This is a genomic window from Nocardiopsis nanhaiensis (assembly GCF_054778635.1).
This window is the reverse complement of record NZ_BAAGZJ010000004.1, coordinates 50,034-65,733: the sequence shown is the minus strand read 5'-3', so window position 1 is coordinate 65,733 and position 15,700 is coordinate 50,034. Positions and strand designations below refer to the sequence as shown.

16 protein-coding genes are annotated in these 15,700 nt (G+C 71.1%); 10 read left to right on the top strand and 6 right to left on the bottom strand.

From position 1 onward, the window contains the following. Positions 1 to 43 precede the first annotated feature (43 nt). Positions 44 to 1,237: a sensor histidine kinase gene (locus ACYVD1_RS02900; protein WP_460754259.1), complete on the top strand. Its 1,194-nt coding sequence runs from the start codon at positions 44 to 46 to the stop codon at positions 1,235 to 1,237. After that, entirely contained in the window at positions 1,234 to 1,932 is a 699-nt protein-coding gene (locus tag ACYVD1_RS02895; protein ID WP_460754256.1) for a response regulator, read from the top strand. The genes ACYVD1_RS02900 and ACYVD1_RS02895 overlap by 4 nt, the downstream gene beginning before the upstream one ends. 114 nt (positions 1,933 to 2,046) lie before the next feature. Here ACYVD1_RS02895 and pdxR read toward each other — a convergent pair whose 3' ends face one another. After that, positions 2,047 to 3,531, bottom strand: coding sequence for a MocR-like pyridoxine biosynthesis transcription factor PdxR (pdxR, locus tag ACYVD1_RS02890; RefSeq protein ID WP_460767460.1), 1,485 nt, complete (start codon positions 3,529 to 3,531; stop codon positions 2,047 to 2,049). Positions 3,532 to 3,598: 67 nt separating this feature from the next. Between pdxR and ACYVD1_RS02885 the strand changes: the two genes are divergently transcribed. Then, complete coding sequence (locus ACYVD1_RS02885) at positions 3,599 to 4,240, top strand: pyridoxamine 5'-phosphate oxidase family protein (RefSeq protein WP_460767457.1); 642 nt, start codon at positions 3,599 to 3,601, stop codon at positions 4,238 to 4,240. A 26-nt stretch (positions 4,241 to 4,266) separates the two neighbouring features. Here ACYVD1_RS02885 and dtd read toward each other — a convergent pair whose 3' ends face one another. Continuing rightward, positions 4,267 to 4,692 (bottom strand): D-aminoacyl-tRNA deacylase, encoded by a 426-nt coding sequence (gene dtd, locus ACYVD1_RS02880; RefSeq protein ID WP_460754241.1) that lies wholly within the window; start codon positions 4,690 to 4,692, stop codon positions 4,267 to 4,269. A gap of 30 nt (positions 4,693 to 4,722) precedes the next feature. After that, positions 4,723 to 6,567 carry a DUF2207 family protein gene (locus ACYVD1_RS02875; RefSeq protein WP_460754238.1) on the bottom strand — a complete coding sequence of 615 codons (1,845 nt, stop codon included), beginning with the start codon at positions 6,565 to 6,567 and terminating at the stop codon, positions 4,723 to 4,725. Between the two features lie 186 nt (positions 6,568 to 6,753). Between ACYVD1_RS02875 and ACYVD1_RS02870 the strand changes: the two genes are divergently transcribed. From ACYVD1_RS02870 to ACYVD1_RS02850, 5 genes are all read left to right on the top strand, one after another. Beyond that, positions 6,754 to 7,638: a neutral zinc metallopeptidase gene (locus tag ACYVD1_RS02870; RefSeq protein WP_460767454.1), complete on the top strand. Its 885-nt coding sequence runs from the start codon at positions 6,754 to 6,756 to the stop codon at positions 7,636 to 7,638. Next, a complete protein-coding gene (locus ACYVD1_RS02865) occupies positions 7,635 to 8,654 on the top strand; it encodes a neutral zinc metallopeptidase (RefSeq protein WP_460767451.1) in 1,020 nt (339 codons plus the stop codon). Before ACYVD1_RS02870 ends, ACYVD1_RS02865 begins: the two co-directional genes overlap by 4 nt. Positions 8,655 to 8,801: 147 nt before the next feature. Next, positions 8,802 to 11,237: a hypothetical protein gene (locus tag ACYVD1_RS02860; RefSeq protein ID WP_460754223.1), complete on the top strand. Its 2,436-nt coding sequence runs from the start codon at positions 8,802 to 8,804 to the stop codon at positions 11,235 to 11,237. 148 nt (positions 11,238 to 11,385) lie between these two features. Continuing rightward, entirely contained in the window at positions 11,386 to 12,027 is a 642-nt protein-coding gene (locus tag ACYVD1_RS02855) for a hypothetical protein (RefSeq protein WP_460767448.1), read from the top strand. After that, positions 11,990 to 12,628 (top strand): TetR family transcriptional regulator, encoded by a 639-nt coding sequence (locus ACYVD1_RS02850; RefSeq protein ID WP_460754215.1) that lies wholly within the window; start codon positions 11,990 to 11,992, stop codon positions 12,626 to 12,628. Before ACYVD1_RS02855 ends, ACYVD1_RS02850 begins: the two co-directional genes overlap by 38 nt. Here ACYVD1_RS02850 and ACYVD1_RS02845 read toward each other — a convergent pair. From ACYVD1_RS02845 to ACYVD1_RS02835, 3 genes are all read right to left on the bottom strand, one after another. Then, on the bottom strand, positions 12,616 to 12,909 hold the full coding sequence (locus ACYVD1_RS02845; RefSeq protein ID WP_460754211.1) for a DUF2516 family protein: 294 nt from the start codon (positions 12,907 to 12,909) through the stop codon (positions 12,616 to 12,618). The genes ACYVD1_RS02850 and ACYVD1_RS02845 overlap by 13 nt on opposite strands. Positions 12,910 to 13,083: 174 nt before the next feature. Continuing rightward, the gene (locus ACYVD1_RS02840) at positions 13,084 to 14,028 is read right to left on the bottom strand and encodes a M56 family metallopeptidase (RefSeq protein ID WP_460754206.1); all 945 of its coding nucleotides are present in this window, start codon (positions 14,026 to 14,028) and stop codon (positions 13,084 to 13,086) included. A gap of 5 nt (positions 14,029 to 14,033) precedes the next feature. Further along, on the bottom strand, positions 14,034 to 14,396 hold the full coding sequence (locus ACYVD1_RS02835; protein WP_460754203.1) for a BlaI/MecI/CopY family transcriptional regulator: 363 nt from the start codon (positions 14,394 to 14,396) through the stop codon (positions 14,034 to 14,036). A gap of 220 nt (positions 14,397 to 14,616) precedes the next feature. On the opposite strand from ACYVD1_RS02835, the gene ACYVD1_RS02830 reads away from it, so the two are divergent. Further along, entirely contained in the window at positions 14,617 to 15,129 is a 513-nt protein-coding gene (locus ACYVD1_RS02830; RefSeq protein ID WP_460754311.1) for an O-acetyl-ADP-ribose deacetylase, read from the top strand. A gap of 80 nt (positions 15,130 to 15,209) precedes the next feature. Beyond that, complete coding sequence (locus ACYVD1_RS02825; RefSeq protein ID WP_460754198.1) at positions 15,210 to 15,647, top strand: hypothetical protein; 438 nt, start codon at positions 15,210 to 15,212, stop codon at positions 15,645 to 15,647. Positions 15,648 to 15,700 lie beyond the last annotated feature (53 nt).

The window sequence follows — 15,700 nt, the reverse complement described above, 5'->3', positions numbered from 1 at the left end:
CCTGACCGGGTAAAGGCCGGGTCCGCACGTTTACGATCGAATCGTGCAAGGGGAACTTCTCGCCGCAGTAGTCGGCATCATCGGACTCGTCACGGGCGTCGTCATCGGCGTCGCCGTCGCCAGTCCGCTCTTCCGTAAGCGAACCGCCCGGGAGGTGCCGCCGGCACCACGGCACGACGGCAACACCCTTCCGCCCGGGATCGCCGAGGTCCTCTCGGCGCTTCCCTCCTCGGCGGTGGTCCTCGACTCCGGCGACCGGGTGCTGCGCGCGTCCTCCGCCGCCCGGGCCTTCGGCATCGTCCGCGGAGAGGAACTGGTCATCGGTGAACTCCTCGCTCTGGCCCGGAAGGTCCGCCGCGACGGGGTGATCCGCGAGACCGACATCGAGGTGGCCGTCCGCAAGTTCGGCCCCGACGCGACGTCTTTCGCGGTGCGGGTAGCCCCCTTGGGCGGCACCGGCCTGGTCCTGGTCCTCGCCGAGGACCAGACCGAGCACCGCCGGGTGGAGGCGGTCCGACGCGACTTCGTCGCCAACATCTCGCACGAACTCAAGACCCCGGTGGGCGCGCTGTCCCTGTTGGCGGAGACGGTACAGGACGCCAGCGACGACCCCGAGGCAGTGCGCCGCTTCACCCACCGCATGCAGACCGAGGCGACCCGGCTCACCGCGGTCATCCAAGACCTCATCACACTCTCCCGCATCCAAGGTGCCGAACCCATCGCGGAACCCGCCCCCGTGGACCTCGGCGCCATCGTCGAGGAGTCGATCGACACGGTGCGCATGCCCGCCGACGCCAAGGGGATCGAGCTGGTGGGCAGCGGCGCCGAAGGGCTGGTCGTGATGGGGGACGAGGCCATGCTCGGCACCGCCCTGCGCAACCTCATCGCCAACGCCGTCGCCTACAGTCCGAAGAACACGCGGGTGGCGGTGTCCGTTGGCGTCTCCCGGTCCAGTGTGGACGTCAGCGTCGCGGACCAGGGGATCGGCATCCCGCAGCAGGACCTGGAAAGGATCTTCGAGCGGTTCTACCGTGTGGACGCCGCTCGGAGCCGGGCCACCGGTGGTACCGGACTCGGCCTGGCCATCGTTAAGCACATCATGACCCACCACCGTGGAGACGTGACCGTGTGGAGCAAGGAGGGGTCCGGGTCGACGTTCACTCTGCGTCTGCCCAGACCCGACGACCGGGAGCTCGACGCTTCCCGGAACGACAACCACCAGGAGACGGCACAGTGACGCGTGTACTCGTAGTAGAGGACGAGGAGTCCTACAGCGACGCCCTGTCGTACATGCTGCGCAAGGAGGGCTTCGAGGTCGCGGTGGCCCCCACCGGGACCGTCGCTCTGGAGACCTTCGACCGGACCGGCGCCGACCTCGTACTGCTGGACCTGATGCTGCCGGGCCTGTCAGGTACCGAGGTGTGCCGGACGCTGCGGCAGAAGACCAATGTCCCCGTCATCATGCTGACCGCCAAGGACTCCGAGATCGACAAGGTCGTCGGTCTGGAGCTGGGTGCCGACGACTACGTCACCAAGCCGTTCTCCTCACGTGAACTGGTGGCGCGCATCCGCGCGGTGCTGCGCCGCCGGGGCGAGGACGAGGTGGTGCTGCCCGCCGCGCTGGAGGCCGGTCCCGTCCGGATGGACGTGGAGCGGCACGTGGTGACGGTGCGCAGCGACAGCGTGCAGCTGCCGCTGAAGGAGTTCGAGCTGCTGGAGGTGCTCCTGCGCAACGCCGGGCGGGTGCTCACCCGGATGCAGCTCATCGACCGGGTGTGGGGCGCCGACTACGTCGGTGACACCAAGACCCTCGACGTGCACGTCAAGCGGCTGCGCGCGAAGATCGAAGAGGACCCGAGCCACCCCAGGTACATCGTCACGGTGCGCGGTCTGGGCTACAAGTTCGAGCCCGTCACCGTCGAGGTGGACTGAGGGGCACGGGACCGTCACCTTCGGGTTCCCGCACCCGGTTCTCCCTTTGAGATCCGAATCCCGTGTCCCGGGTCGTGGCAGCGCCACCGCCCGGGACGCCGTCGTTCCCCCTGCTTACTCAGGCATCTCCGGTTCCCCAGCCCACCCCGCTTCCCCATGCCCCGGCCGGGTCCGGGCCCCGGCGTGCCGGTCCACCGCCCGAGCCAGCACCTCGCAGGCGCGCCGCAGCTCCCTGCGGCCCGCGGAGCCGTAGCCGATCACCAGCCCGTGCACACGCGGCGCCCCGTAGCTGGTGCGGGAGGTGTCCTCCACACGAACCCCCTCCTCGGCCGCGTCGGCGATGACGGCGGCCACCGCCGCCTCGGGCAGGGGCAGCAGCACATGGAGTCCGGCCGTGTCCCCGGTGAGCCGGTGCCCGAGGTACTCGACGAGCAGGGCCCTGCGGCGTGCGTACTCGAGGCGCATCCGGCGCAGGTGCCGGTCGAGGTCCCCCCGTTCGAGCAGGAGGCCGGTGGCGGTCTGGACGGGGCCGCTGGTGCGGTCGGACAGGTCGGCGCGGACTCGCGCCAGGCGGCTCAGCAGTGCGGGTTCCGCGACGATCCAGCCGATACCGAGGTCAGGGTCGAGGGTCTTGGAGAGCGTGCCAAGAAGGACGACCCGTTCGGGGTCGAGGCCGTACAGGGCGGGCAGGGGTGCGACGTCGTAGCGGAACTCGGCGTCGTAGTCGTCCTCCACCACCAGGGTGCCGGTCCGGCGGGCCCAGGCCAGGAGGCGTTCGCGGCGGGGCAGCGGCAGGCGGCCGCCGAGCGGGTACTGGTGCGCGGGCGTGGTGTAGACGACGGACAGGTCGTCGGGCAGGCTTTCGAGGAGGATGCCGTCGTGGTCGACGGGGCAGGGAACGATCCCCGCTCCCCGTGCGGCCAGGATCGTCCGGGCCTTTCCGTAGCCGGGGTCCTCCACGCCGGCGCGGTGGCCGCCGCGGTGGTCCGCACCGAGTAGGGCGCCGACCAGGTCGAGGCCGTTGCCGGTGCCCCGGGTGACCAGGACGTTCTCGGGTCCGACCCGGACTCCGCGGGTGCGGCGCAGGTGCTCGGCGAGGAGGGCGCGCAGCCGGGGCAGGCCCCTCGGGTCGGGGTCGTCGGAAGGCGGGTGCTCGGCGGCGTGCCGCCAGGCCCGCCGGAGTGCGGCGCGGTCGTGGTCGTGGACCCAAGGTGCCCCGGGCAGGAGGTTGACCACGCCGTCGCGGCGGAGGTCCTCTCGGGAGGGCCGGTCGCGGACGGGTGCGGGGTCCCGTGTGCTCAACGGTCCGGGCTGTCCGGCCGACCGGTCCGGTAGGGGTTCGTGCTCGGCGACGAAAGTGCCGGAGCCGTGGCGGCCGTCGAGCCAGCCTTCGGCGTAGAGCTGCTGGTAGGCGTCGGTGACGACGGTGCGGCTCACCCCGAGCTGGGTTGCGAGGGCGCGGCTGGCGGGAAGGCGCTCGCCGGCGCGGAGCGTGCCGGAGGCCATGGCCCCGCGCAGCGCGTCGGACAGCTGGGTGGTGAGCGGGGTCGGGTCGGAGCGGTCCAGGCGGACCGGGGGTTCGGCGAGGCGTCGGGTCAAAGTGGTCTTTCACTTCCTGCCACAAGTGGCCATGGTCCAGGTATCCACTTCTCCCTACGGTAGACGCATGCTCTCCACCACCGAACGCACGCGGCTCAAGCGTGCCAAGCACAAGGCCAGGACCGACCGGGCCGAGCTGTACGAGCTCCTCGACGAGGGGCTGGTCTGCCACATGGGCCTGGTCGTGGACGGGGCGCCCAGGGTGATGCCCACCGGGTACGGACGGATCGGTGACACCCTCTACCTGCACGGGTCGACCGGGGCGCGGTCGCTGCGGGAGGACGGCGAGGTGTGTGTGACGGTCACGCTGCTGGACGGGATCGTCCTGGCGCGGTCGGGCATGCACCACTCGATGAACCACCGGTCCGCGATGGTCTTCGGAACGCCGCGCCTGGTCACGGACGAGGCCGAGCGCACGGCCGGGCTGCGGGCGATCACCGAGCAGCTCGCCCCGGGCCAGTGGGACGTGGTCCGGCCGCCGGACTCCAAGGAGATGGCGGCCACCCGTGTGCTGGCGCTGACCCTGGAGGAGGCGTCGGTGAAGGTCCGCACGGGACCTCCGAACGACGACGAGGAGGACCACGCCACCCCCATCTGGGCGGGGGTGCAGCCGGTCCGCCAGGTGTTCGACCCGCCGGTCACCGACCCGTCCCTGGTCCACGACCTCCCCGCCCCCGAGCACGTCCTCAAGCGGGTCACCAGCCAGTAGGAACCGATCCCGGAAGGCCCGTCGGCTCAGGCCTCGACGATGACGGTGAAGGGGCCCTCGTTGGTGAGGCCGACGGACATCTGCGCCCCGAACACGCCCGTGGCCACCTCAGCGCCCTGTTCGCGCAGTTCCTTGACGACCGCGTCCACCAGGGGTTCGGCGACCGGGCCGGGCGCCGCCGCCTGCCAGGTGGGGCGGCGGCCCTTGCGGGCGTCCCCGTAGAGGGTGAACTGGCTGACCACCAGGAGTGGGGCGTCGATGTCGGAGCACGACTTCTCGTCCTCCAGGATCCGCAGCGTCCACAGCTTCTTGGCGACCTTGCGGGCCTCGGCCTCGGTGTCGGTGTGGGTCGCGCCCACGAGGGCCATCAGCCCCGGCCGGGTGATCTCGCCGACCACTTCACCGTCCACCGTCACCGACGCCTGTGACACCCGCTGAACGACCGCGCGCATGGGCTCACTCCCCCTTCGTCTCCTGTGGTTCTATCGTTTCAGCTGGTTGAGCAGGCGCAGGCGGCGGGTGTTGGTGATCAGGCCGGTGAGCGTGACCACGAACGTGCTGATGGAGTCCGCGAAGTCCTCGATCCGCCACTCCCGCGGGCCGGTGTACCAGTGCAGGCCGTCGCCGTCGAGCTCTTCGGGGCTGAGGTCGGCGATCGCGGCGGCGGCCAGGATGTTGGCCCAGCGGTCCACGTCGTCGAAGATCACCGCGTAGGGCAGGTAGCGCGAGTACAGCTCCACCCGCTGCCCGGGCGGTGCGCTCTGGGCGCGCTGGCTGAGCAGGTAGTCGCGGAAACCCATGGTGTGCGCGAACACGGAGCTGCCGAGCTTGGTCTTGGCGGGCATGTACTGGGCGCCAGCGGTGACGGCGGCCCCGGCGATGATCACCGCGAGACCGGTGAAGGCGGCCGTGGTGTACACGGCGAGGACACCGGTCAGGGCCACGCCGGCCGCGGTGAGCACCATGCCCGCGGTGGTCCAGACCCCGCGCTCCCGGTTGGGCGAGCGGGAGAACCACTTGAGGCGGACCATGTCGCGGTACAGCTCTTCGCGGACCCGGTCGAGCCGGGCCGGGAAGTCCTCGGAGTGCCCGGCGGAGCCGAGTTCGGAGAGGCGTACGGTGCGCCGCTCACCGAAGAGGGCGTCCAGAAGAAGCCACTCCGAGGGGAGCAGGGACTCCCCCGGCGGGCCGTCGAGGCGCACCAGCCGCCAGTCCACCGACGTGAAGTGCTCGTGCGGGAGTTCCTCCACCCGGATGTAACCGCGCACGGCCAGGTCCAGGACGCTTCCGGTGAGGTCGGCGATGTCCACGCGTTCGTCGACCAGGGTTCCGATCTGGCCGGGGTGGACGTCGTCGGGCGGGGCGAAGCGCACGCGTCCGTGCTCACCCGCCTCCAGGGGTGCGTGGTCACCCTCAGCGGCCTCCTTGCGCAGCGCCCGCTCGTCGCGGCCGCGGATCCGGATCAGCGCCACCAGGCCGCCCACCAGGACCACCAGCAGGAGCCCGAACACGCTCGAGGTGGCCGGGGTGATCTCGAAGGCCGAGGTAAGCGACCAGCGGCGGTTCAGGATCGGTTCGCCCTCCGCGGTGCCCGGGGGGTAGTTGACGACGATGTCCAGGCGGTCGTCAGGCCCCATGTCGGCCTGGAGGAAGTGGGCTACGGCCGCGTCGCCGCCCATGTCCGAGGCGGTGCAGTACATGGCGCTGCGGGGCTCCCCGGCCAGGCAGGAGAGCGCCTCGGGCGGCAGGGGCGCCTCGACGGTGACGTCGGTGGTCTCGACGGGGTGGCTGTAGGCGCCCACGGCCCGCCACTCCAGCTGGACCCCTTGGGCGACCTCACTGACGGTGCCGCTGACCCGGTAGGAGAGTTCCACCCCGCGGGTGCCCTCCGTGGGGATGTGGACGAGCAGGACCCCGTTGACCTCCTCGGTCTCGACCTCGAGGCCTGCGCCGTCGGAGTCCTCCGCCGATACCCCGGTGATCTCGAACTCGCGGTCGTGGTCGGTGTCGTAGAGCATCCTCGCGGTCAGGGCCCGGGTGAAGGTCTCCGGGGCCGCCCCCTCGAAGCGGAGGCTCTCCTCACCGTGCAGAACGCCCAACTGGTCGAGTTCGAGGCCGATGTCGTTGGTGATGAGCGGATCCGAGGCCGCGGCTTGGGCGATGACCGCCGGTTCGTCCCCCGGTACTGTGGTTGCCGGCGCGGATGCCGTCGCCGCGTGCGCCTCCCCTCGTGGCCACGCCACGACTGCCGCCGCGACCAGCGAGGAGAACACGACCAGGGCCGTCGCGAGAGCAACGGCCGGGCGCCAGGAGCCGACCCACCACATGACGCGAGATCCTATCCGGTCCTCCCCCGGGCCGTGTCCACCAGGCACCCGCAAAGGCGCCGTGTACCGGCGTTCCGTGAGCGATGACACCCTTCTTCCCGGCGGGGGTGCGGCTTCGTGGTGAAGGGTCGGCGACCGGGGACGGGCCCGGAGTCGTGGGCTGAACAGCCCGGCTTACTCCAGCGGATGGGCCTGGCCGTGTCCCTGTGCCTGGGCACGGGGCTGGCGGCGGTCGGGTTCACCGGTTTCCTGGCGGTCACCTCGCTGCTGCCGAAGGCCGAGCCCGCGTGGGGCGAGCCGCTCGGCGCGGACGCCACCGAGCTGATGTCCGACGGCACGGGAGCCTCCCCCGCGGACTCCGATGCGGTCGAGGACCCGCTCGGCGAGAACCCGCTGTACACGGTCGGTGAACTGGGCGAGGTGACCTGTACCCCGCCGGACATGGACCACGAGGACCCGGAGTCGGTGGAGGCGTTCGTGCACGCGATCGCCGACTGCCTGGACGAGGCCTGGGCGGAGCACTTCGATGCTGCGGGGATCCCGTTCTCCTCTCCCAACCGCGTGTACTGGAACAACGAAGGCAACAGCCCGTGCGGGCCCTTCCCCACCGAGGGCACCGCGGCGTTCTACTGCGAGGCCAACGAGGGGCTGTACCTGGGGGTGGAGGACGTCGTGGCGGCATCCGCCGGCAGTGAGAAACCCGAGGCGTACACGTTCCTGCTCAGCCACGAGTACAGCCACCACGTGCAGGGGCAGTCGCGGATCCTCGCCGAGTTCCACGCCCTGCGCGCCGACGCCGACGACGAGACCTCGGACGAGCTGACCCGCCGCAACGAGCTCCAGGCCGACTGCCTGGGCGGGGTGTTCGTGGGTGCCTCAGAAGAGTCCCTCGGTTACGGCGAATCCGAGCATGAGAATATCCTCGACGACGTCGGGCGCCGCTCCGACCATGTGGGGACGAACACCCACGGGTCGGTGGCGAACGGTCGCCTGTGGACCGCGCACGGCGTGGACCGTGTGGACCCGGCCGCCTGCAACACCTGGAAAGCCGACGAGGAGCTGGTGCGGTGAGCGCAGACCTAGGCTTCGGTGGTCCTGACGATCCCTCACGCCTGGCGCACGCGCGCCGGACCCACCGGGCCAACCGTCGGGTGTTCAGCGCGGTGTGCGGCCTCCTGGTGGCCCTGCTGGCGCTGTCCCTGCTGTCCTGGACCACCGTCAGCGAAGAGGGATCCGGCACGGACCCCGCCTCCGAGCGCTCCGGAGCCGGGAGCCCCAGCGACGAAAAGCCCGGACAGGAGTCGTCCGTCGCGGACGCCCCCACCGGACAGCTGAACTCACCGGGCACAGTGCCCGACCGGCCCAGCGGACAGGCCGCCCTGGTCTCGAATCCGCTGTACGAGACCGGCAGGCTGAGCCCGCTGCCGTGCCCCGTTCCCGAGCTGGACGTGGACGAGCCGGCTTCCATGGAAGAGTTCCTGAACGCCGTCGCCGACTGCTTGGACGGCGCTTGGCAGACGCAGTTCGACCGGGCCGGGATCCCCTTCGAACCGCCGGACCGGGAGTTCTGGGACGAACCGGGGGTCAGCCCCTGCCGCCCGTACCCCTCCCCCGCCGGCGCGTTCTACTGCCGGGCGAGCGAAACCATCTACATCGGTAACTCCGATGTGGTGGACAAGTGGAACGGCGCCACGGAGAGCGTGGTCTACGCATCGCTGCTGGCCCACGAGTACGGCCACCACGTACAGGGGGAATCGGGCCTGCTGGAGTACTACCACGAGCAGCGGCAGCTGGAGGACGACCACGCGGGCCGCAACACGTGGACCCGGCAGAGCGAACTCCAGGCCAACTGCCTGGCGGGGGCCTTCCTGGGGGCGATCCAGGTCAGCTATCCGCTGTCCGACAGCGACCTGACCGCCCTGCTCGACGACGCTTCCGCGACGGCCGACCGCGAGGGCGCCCCCGACGAGGAGCGCACCCACGGGTCCTCGGAGAACAGTGAGTCGTGGACGCAGACCGGGTGGGACGAGCAGTCTCCGGGCGCCTGCAACACCTGGGACCTCGACGACGAGAGTCTGATCGAGTAGATCGGGGCCGTAGTAAACAGTGGCCCGGGGCCGCGGTTCCGAGAGGCACGGGGCCGCAGTCGGCCAGCGCCGCCACAGCCACCGGAGTTGTCCACAGGTTGGGGACGGGCGGTGTTTCGCCAGCACTCCGCGTGGCAGGATGCTGACATGCCGGACACAGCTGAACCCCCCGGCTCGCACGAGCCCACCAGCCACGCCCCCGCTCCCCGGACCCTCTCCGGCCCAGCGCCCGCGGAACCCCCTCCCTCCCAGGACCTCAACTGCGTCGAGCTCCGCGTGCACGGGGTCAGCGGCGGTCAGGCGGAGGAGCTCCTGGACGCGGAACCCGCCATGCGCGTGGGCGGTGACCGGATGGCGGGCTTCTTCCGGTGGCGCCGGGAACCCGACACCAAGACCGTCCCCGGGGTACGCAGGGAGATCTTCGCCTGGGGCAACCTGACCTCGGGGAGCGCTTCGCGGGCCTTCTGGCTGCTGTTGCTGCCGTTCATGATGATCAACGTGGCGTACTGGATGCGCCCGGGCCGGATGGACCCGGAGCAGACGGGGATCCGCCGTGCGGCGAACATCGGTTACGGGGCCGGGGTACGGCTGCTGGCCCTGTCGCTGACCATGCTCATCACCCTGGCCGCCGCCGGCGTGGGGATGGACCTGGTCGCGTGGCAGTGCGGCGGCCAGGGTGAGGAGTGCGTCCAGGCCCGCCCGTGGCTGGCGTTCCTGGCCTCCACGTCCTCCCCGCTGTCCGTACCGGGCTGGGGGCTGCTGGTGGGCGCGGCGGTACCGGCCGCCGTCGTCGTGGTGCTCTGGCGGTTGTCCCGGCGTACCGCCGCCGACTACGAGGTGTCGACCGAGACGGTCCCGCCGGAGTACTCCGAGGACGCCCCGCTGAGCCACCCCGACTTCTGGCGCAACAGCGAGATCATGGCGCGGCTGCGGTCGGCCCACATCGCGATCGCCCTCGGCACGATCGCGGCGCTGATGGTGCTGCCGCCGCTCCTGTACGACCTCGCCCGACGGGACGGCCCGCTCACCGGGTTCGGGCTCTGGATGCCCGGCACGGTCCTGGCCGTCCTGCTCGGGACGGTGGCGCTGGCCAGTACCGCCAGCGTCCTGGTCCCGGGGATGGACCCGCGGTGGAACGCCCGGGCGGACCGGTTCTGCCGCATCCTGCGCGACACCACGCTGGTCCTGGTCGCCGCCGTGGCCGTGTACACGGTGTGGCCGCGCCCCGAGTGGGTGGCCGAAGGGCGGCTGCCCGGTAGCGGCACCATGCTGAACACGCTCTTCGCCACCCAAGGCGCGCTCGTGCTGCTCCTGCTGGTGTCCGCGCTGGTCCTGTTCGCGGTCGACCGCCCGCATACCCGGACCCCGATGCGAGGGCTCGCGGGGCCGTCGACGGCAGCCCTCGGAACCCTCCTGGGCGGTGGATTCTCGGCTGCGCTCGTCTACCAGGGATCGCTGTGGCTGAGCGGCTGCGGCTCGATGAACGCCCCCGAGGCGGACTGCCTGGACCTGTCCCCGCCCACCGCCTACTCCTGGCTGCAGCTGGCCTTCACCTTCGAGGCGGTGATCGTGCTGGTCGTGGCGGGGATCCTGGCGGTGGGCCTGCGCGGCCGGGTACGGGACCAGCTGCCCGAGGTGACCTCACTGTACGAGCGCAGCGTGCGCGACCGCCGTACGTGGGCCATCGCCAGGGCCAGGGCGGTCGGGCAGCTGACCGAGGTGCTGCCCGCGATCCTGGCCGCGCTGCTCCTCCCGGTGGTGCCGCTCGTGGGGCTCGCCCTGTACTCCATCTTCACCGGCAACCTGGTGGCCGGTCCGGCGGACGCTCCCGCCGCGGTGGCGAGCGAGGTACGCGGGCTGGCGCAGGAGACCCTGACCGCGATGGTCGGTATCGGTTCGATCCTCGGCGGGGCCGCCCTGGCCGGTCTGGCCTGGATCGGGCGCAGCGCCTACCGCGACCGGCCGACCCGCCAGGCCGTCGGTGCGGTCTGGGACGTGGGCACGTTCTGGCCCAGGGTCGCGCACCCGCTGGCGCCGCCCTCCTACGCCGAGCGGGCGGTCCCCCAGCTGACCGCCCGGGTGGCCCGGATGGCCCGTGAGGGCACCGGCGTGGTGCTCTCGGGGCACTCCCAGGGCTCGGTCCTGGCCGCGGCGACGGTGTGGCAGCTGCCGGAGGAGAGCCTGGACCGGGTCTCCCTGGTCACCCACGGGTCTCCGCTGGACCGGCTGTACGCCCGCTACTTCCCGGCCTACTTCGGCCCGGCGTCCTTCGCGGACCTCGCGGGCCGGGTGCACTCCTGGCGCAACCTGTGGCGGGTCACCGACGCCATCGCCGGGCCCGTCCGCCGCCTGGGGCCCGAGGGCCGCGGAGAGGAGTACGTCGAGCAGGCCGGTCCGGTACCCGACCCGCGTTCCTACGACGCGCCACCGGGGGAGGCGAGGCGTCCGGAGATCCTCGGCCACTCGTACTACACCAGCGATCCCGCCTACGCGGAGTCGCTGTGGAGCGTGCTCCCACCGGACGCCACGTCGCTGGGCGGGAAGGGAGACCCGAACACCCGTCGGCCAAGCGGACCTCCGTAAGGGTTCGGGCGGCCCGACCCGCAGGCCGCCGACGAGGGGGCTGGCCGCCCGCGGAGGCGGGGGGTTGGGTTCGGGCCGCCCACTTTCCCGCCGATCCAACGTCTTTTATTATGACTGACCAGTCAGTCATAATAAGATCGGAGACACCGTGACAACCGCGCCGTCCCTCACTCCCCCGTCCACCGGTCCTCTCGCCCGCGCTTGGCGGTGGACCACTGCGGGCTTAGTGGGCCCGGACCCCTCCCCCTGGGAGGTCACCGCAACCCTGGCCAGCGCGCTGGTCGGCACCCTCATCGCCGTCGGAGCCTGCCTGAGCGCCGGGCTGCCCTGGACCGCGACCGCGGTGGTCGGCCTCGTCGCCTTCGACTTCTTCGGCGGCGCCGCCGCGACAGCCACCGCTGCCAGCAAACGCCGGTACCACGGACCGGGCCGTACGCTCCGCCACCGCCTGCTGTTCGTGGCCGCCCACGTCCAGCCGTTCGTGCTGGCCCTGTTCGTTCCCGGCCTGGGCTGGTGGACGGCGGCCGCCCTCTACCTTCTGGCCCTGACCGGGGCGGTCGCCGTCGGCCTCACCCCGAGCACGCTGCGGGCTCCCGTGGCGCTCGGCGCCACCGTGACCGGCTCGGCCGCCGCGCTCGTTCTGCTCCCCGTTCCCGGGGCGCTGGTGTGGTTGGCCCCGGTCATGCTCGTCAAGCTGCTGATCGGCCATATGCTCCCCGGAGCGGAACAGCGGACTGCGGGGGAGGCGGACCATGGCACCGAAGAGGATCGACAGGTCGGCGCGGCGTGAGGACATCCTGTCCGCCGCCGTGCGCGTGTTCGCCCGGCAGGGGTTCGCCGCGAGCCGGATCGAGGACGTCGCCGCCGAGGCGGGCGTCGCCAAGGGCAGCGTCTACCTCTCCTTCGACAGCCGGGAGGCGGTGCTGAGCGGGGCGTTCGAACGGCTCGCCGCGCGCTCGGCCACCGTGCTGGAGCGGGCACGGGCGGAGGAGGAGCCCGCCCTGGAGCGGCTCGGCAGGCTGGTCCGGTCGGCCGTGGCGATGCTCGCCGACGAGCCCGACCTCACCCGGGTCATGGTCGACCTGTGGGCGGCGGGCCGCCACACGGACGTCAGGACACCGCTGGACATGGCCTCGGTCTACCGCGAGTACCGGGCCGCCGTGGCCGAACTGCTCAGGCGGGCCGCCGAGGAGGGAGACCTGCGCCCCGGGGTCGGAGAGCCCGAGGCCACGGTGGTGGTCGGCGCGATCGAGGGCTGCCTCGTCCAGTGGCTGATGGACCCCGCCGTCCGGCTGGCCGAACTCGCCGACCCGCTCGTCGACGTGTGCCTGTCCGGGCTACGCTCCGACGCGGCCGCACCTCACGGACGGGACCTCCGTCAGGGCCCGTAGGGACCGTTGTTCTGGTTTCCGCTGATGCCCTTGATGGCGGGCCGGACGTCCAGCAGGAAGATGAGCGTGGCGACCAGGCTCAGGATGACGAACATGCCCTGCCCGGAGAACACCGCCAGGAGTGAGACCGCCGAAGCGACGCCGGTGAGGATCAACCACAGCTGCTTGGTCTGCTTGTCCATCACCACGAAGGCCTGCTCCGGGGTGCGCAGGGCCTCGATGAACGCGTACAGGCTCGCCACGAACGTGACCAGATAGATGAGCTGCCAGATCAATCCCATGAAGCCTCAACACTCCCGTGCTACGCGCGTTCGAACGGGGGTTCCGCCCGCTCTCCACGGTAAACGGACAGGACATGCCAATCGTGCCCGGAGGAGGCTGGTCTCACAGTGCTGGCCCGTGGCCGCGGCGTGTCCGAGGGTGTGAGCGGGCGATCGTGTACGCGGATTCGCAGGTCAGAGCGGAATGTGCCAGAGGCAGGTGACGGTAGCCAGGAGGAACGCCGAACTACCCATGATGACTGCACCCGCGTGGTACGGGAGTTCGTCATCGGGGCGCAGGAGGCGGTTGACCCTGCGCATCACGGCGGGCTCGGCCTGACGGACAGCGGCCATGGCGCCGGCGGGCACCGGGGCGGGGCCCGCGGCCCCGAAGCGCAGCAGGGCCATCGCGAGTTCACGGGAGGTGCTCTTGCGGCGGGCCTGGTCGTCGGCGCACATCTCGATGAGTAGCGCGACGCTCTCGTAGTAGGTCCGTACCAGCCGCACGCGCGGGAAGGCCCGCTTCAGCGAGGAGAACGGCAGCAGCACCAGGTCGTGGCGCTGTCGCAGGTGCGCGTGCTCGTGGGCGAGCACGGCGGCCAGTTCACGGTTGTCGAGCATCTCCAGCGCACCGGCGCTGATGACCACCTGGGAGCGCAGTACCCCGGGCAGGCAGTACGCCGCTGCCGCGGGATGGTCCACCACGCGGGCGCCCGGGACGTCGGGGTGGTCGCTGGCCACGAGCTCGAGGAGGTCGTGGTGGCGGCGCCGCACCCGGACCACCTGGACGAAGGAGGCGACCAGACCGGAGAAGAGCACCAGGGTCAGGACCAGGGCGAGGGCGACGGCGGCCAGATGGCTTATGCCTTCGATCCCCTGCGAGAACTCGGCGAGGATGAACTCGCCGGTGACCAGGTCGGTGGCGGCCGCCATCAGTCCGCCCGCGGCTCCGAGCTCGTAGGAGGAAAGGCCGTAGGCCACCAGTGCGCCGATGGTCGAAACACCCCAGGCCAGGCCGAGGGCCTGCCATGCGATGACGGCCGTGTACGGGCCGCGGGAGGGCCACTTCGCCCGATGGAGGGCTTCCATTGCGACGAGGCAGCTGACCGCGACGAGTGTGAGGAGGGCGGCACTGACCATACGGACTAGTTCCTTGGCTGCTCGGTTTCCGCGAGTGCGCGCCGGAGCGCTTCAGCCTCCTGGCCGTCCATGGACTGGACGAAGGCGGCCAGGGCCGCGTCACGGTCCACCGTCTGCCCGAGTGCGTCGAACATCATCTCGGAAACGTAGCTTTCCCGGCTCGCTGCCGGGCTGTACCGCCACGCACGACCCTCACGTACCCGGTCGACGACCTTCTTCTTGGCGAGCCGGTCGAGCACGGTCATGACGGTCGTGTGTGCCAGGTCCCGCTCGGCGAGTGCTTTGCCGACCTCGCGAACCGTCATGGGTTCGTTGCGTGCCCACAGTACATCCATCACCGCGCGTTCGAGTTCGCCAAGCCGATTCATGTACGTAAGTCTACGACGGTCGGTAGTACCCCCTCTCCCACCCCCGGGTTAAGTCTGGATTGCCGGTAAGCAAGGGTGTTCAGACCCCGGGGCAAGGGTCCGGTTCGCGGGTGTTCCAACGAACCGTGTCAAGCCGGAGTGATGCATGTCCCGCGCCCCGGGTAGGGGGCCGGTGACACCTGTGCCGGTGACGCCTTTGGAGAGGACCATGACTGTCCTGATGCGGATCCACCTGTCTCGGGGGGACATCACCGAACAGCACGTGGACGCGGTCGTCAACGCGGCCAACAGCTCACTGCTGGGCGGCGGAGGGGTCGACGGCGCCATCCACCGCAAGGGCGGCGAGGCGATCCTGGCGGAGTGCCGGGAACTGCGCGCCTCGCGCTACGGCGACGGCCTGCCCGCGGGCCAGGCGGTGGCGACGACGGCGGGAGAGCTGCCCGCCCGCTGGGTGATCCACACCGTGGGCCCGGTGTACAGCGAGTCAGAGGACCGCTCGGGGGTACTGGCCTCCTGCTTCACCGAGTCGCTCCGGGTCGCGAGCGAGCTGGGTGCGACGTCGGTGGCCTTCCCCGCGATCTCCACCGGTGTGTACCGGTGGCCGCTGGAGGACGCCGCGCGCATCGCCGCCGAGGCCCTGCGCACCGCGGAGACCAAAGTGCCGCTGGTGGAGCTTGTGCTGTTCGACGAGACCGCGCTGTACGCGTTCCGGAGGGCTTTCGACAGCGCCTGACCGGAGTCCCGGCCAGCGGTCCGGCCCGGTGCGCGAGCCCCGGCTGTCACCGGGATCCAGCGCGTCGTACTCTCCGGTGTATGGGACATCGGCATCCGAGCAAGCTCAAGAATCCAGAGGTGAGTCACGCGCGCGCCCGTTGGCTGCTGCGCGCGGAACTCGCCGGGTGTGACGCCTGCCGTGCCGAAGGCGACAAGGACGCCCTGGCCGACCTCGCGTCGGAGGGTGTTTTCGACTCACTGATCACTGGCTTCGTCCTGTCCCGCGTACAGCAGTGGCACTCCCCCAGCAGGCCCTCCCAGTACCCCGCGACCGTGTACCGCATCGCCCCCATCGATGAACGAGACTTCTGGCAGGCCCCGACCCAGCACTGCATGCGCGTGTGCACGGTGACGGGAGCCGAGGGCGACAGCGTGGACACCGTCCCCGCACTCCGGGAACTGCGCTTGATGTCGACCGTGGACCGCACACTCGTCCTGGACGACATCATCGACGGGCTCGCCGAGACGGAAGGATGACTCTTGAGGCCCGTTTCCCCACTCCCCCGCCCCACCCCCGCTATGTCCCCCAA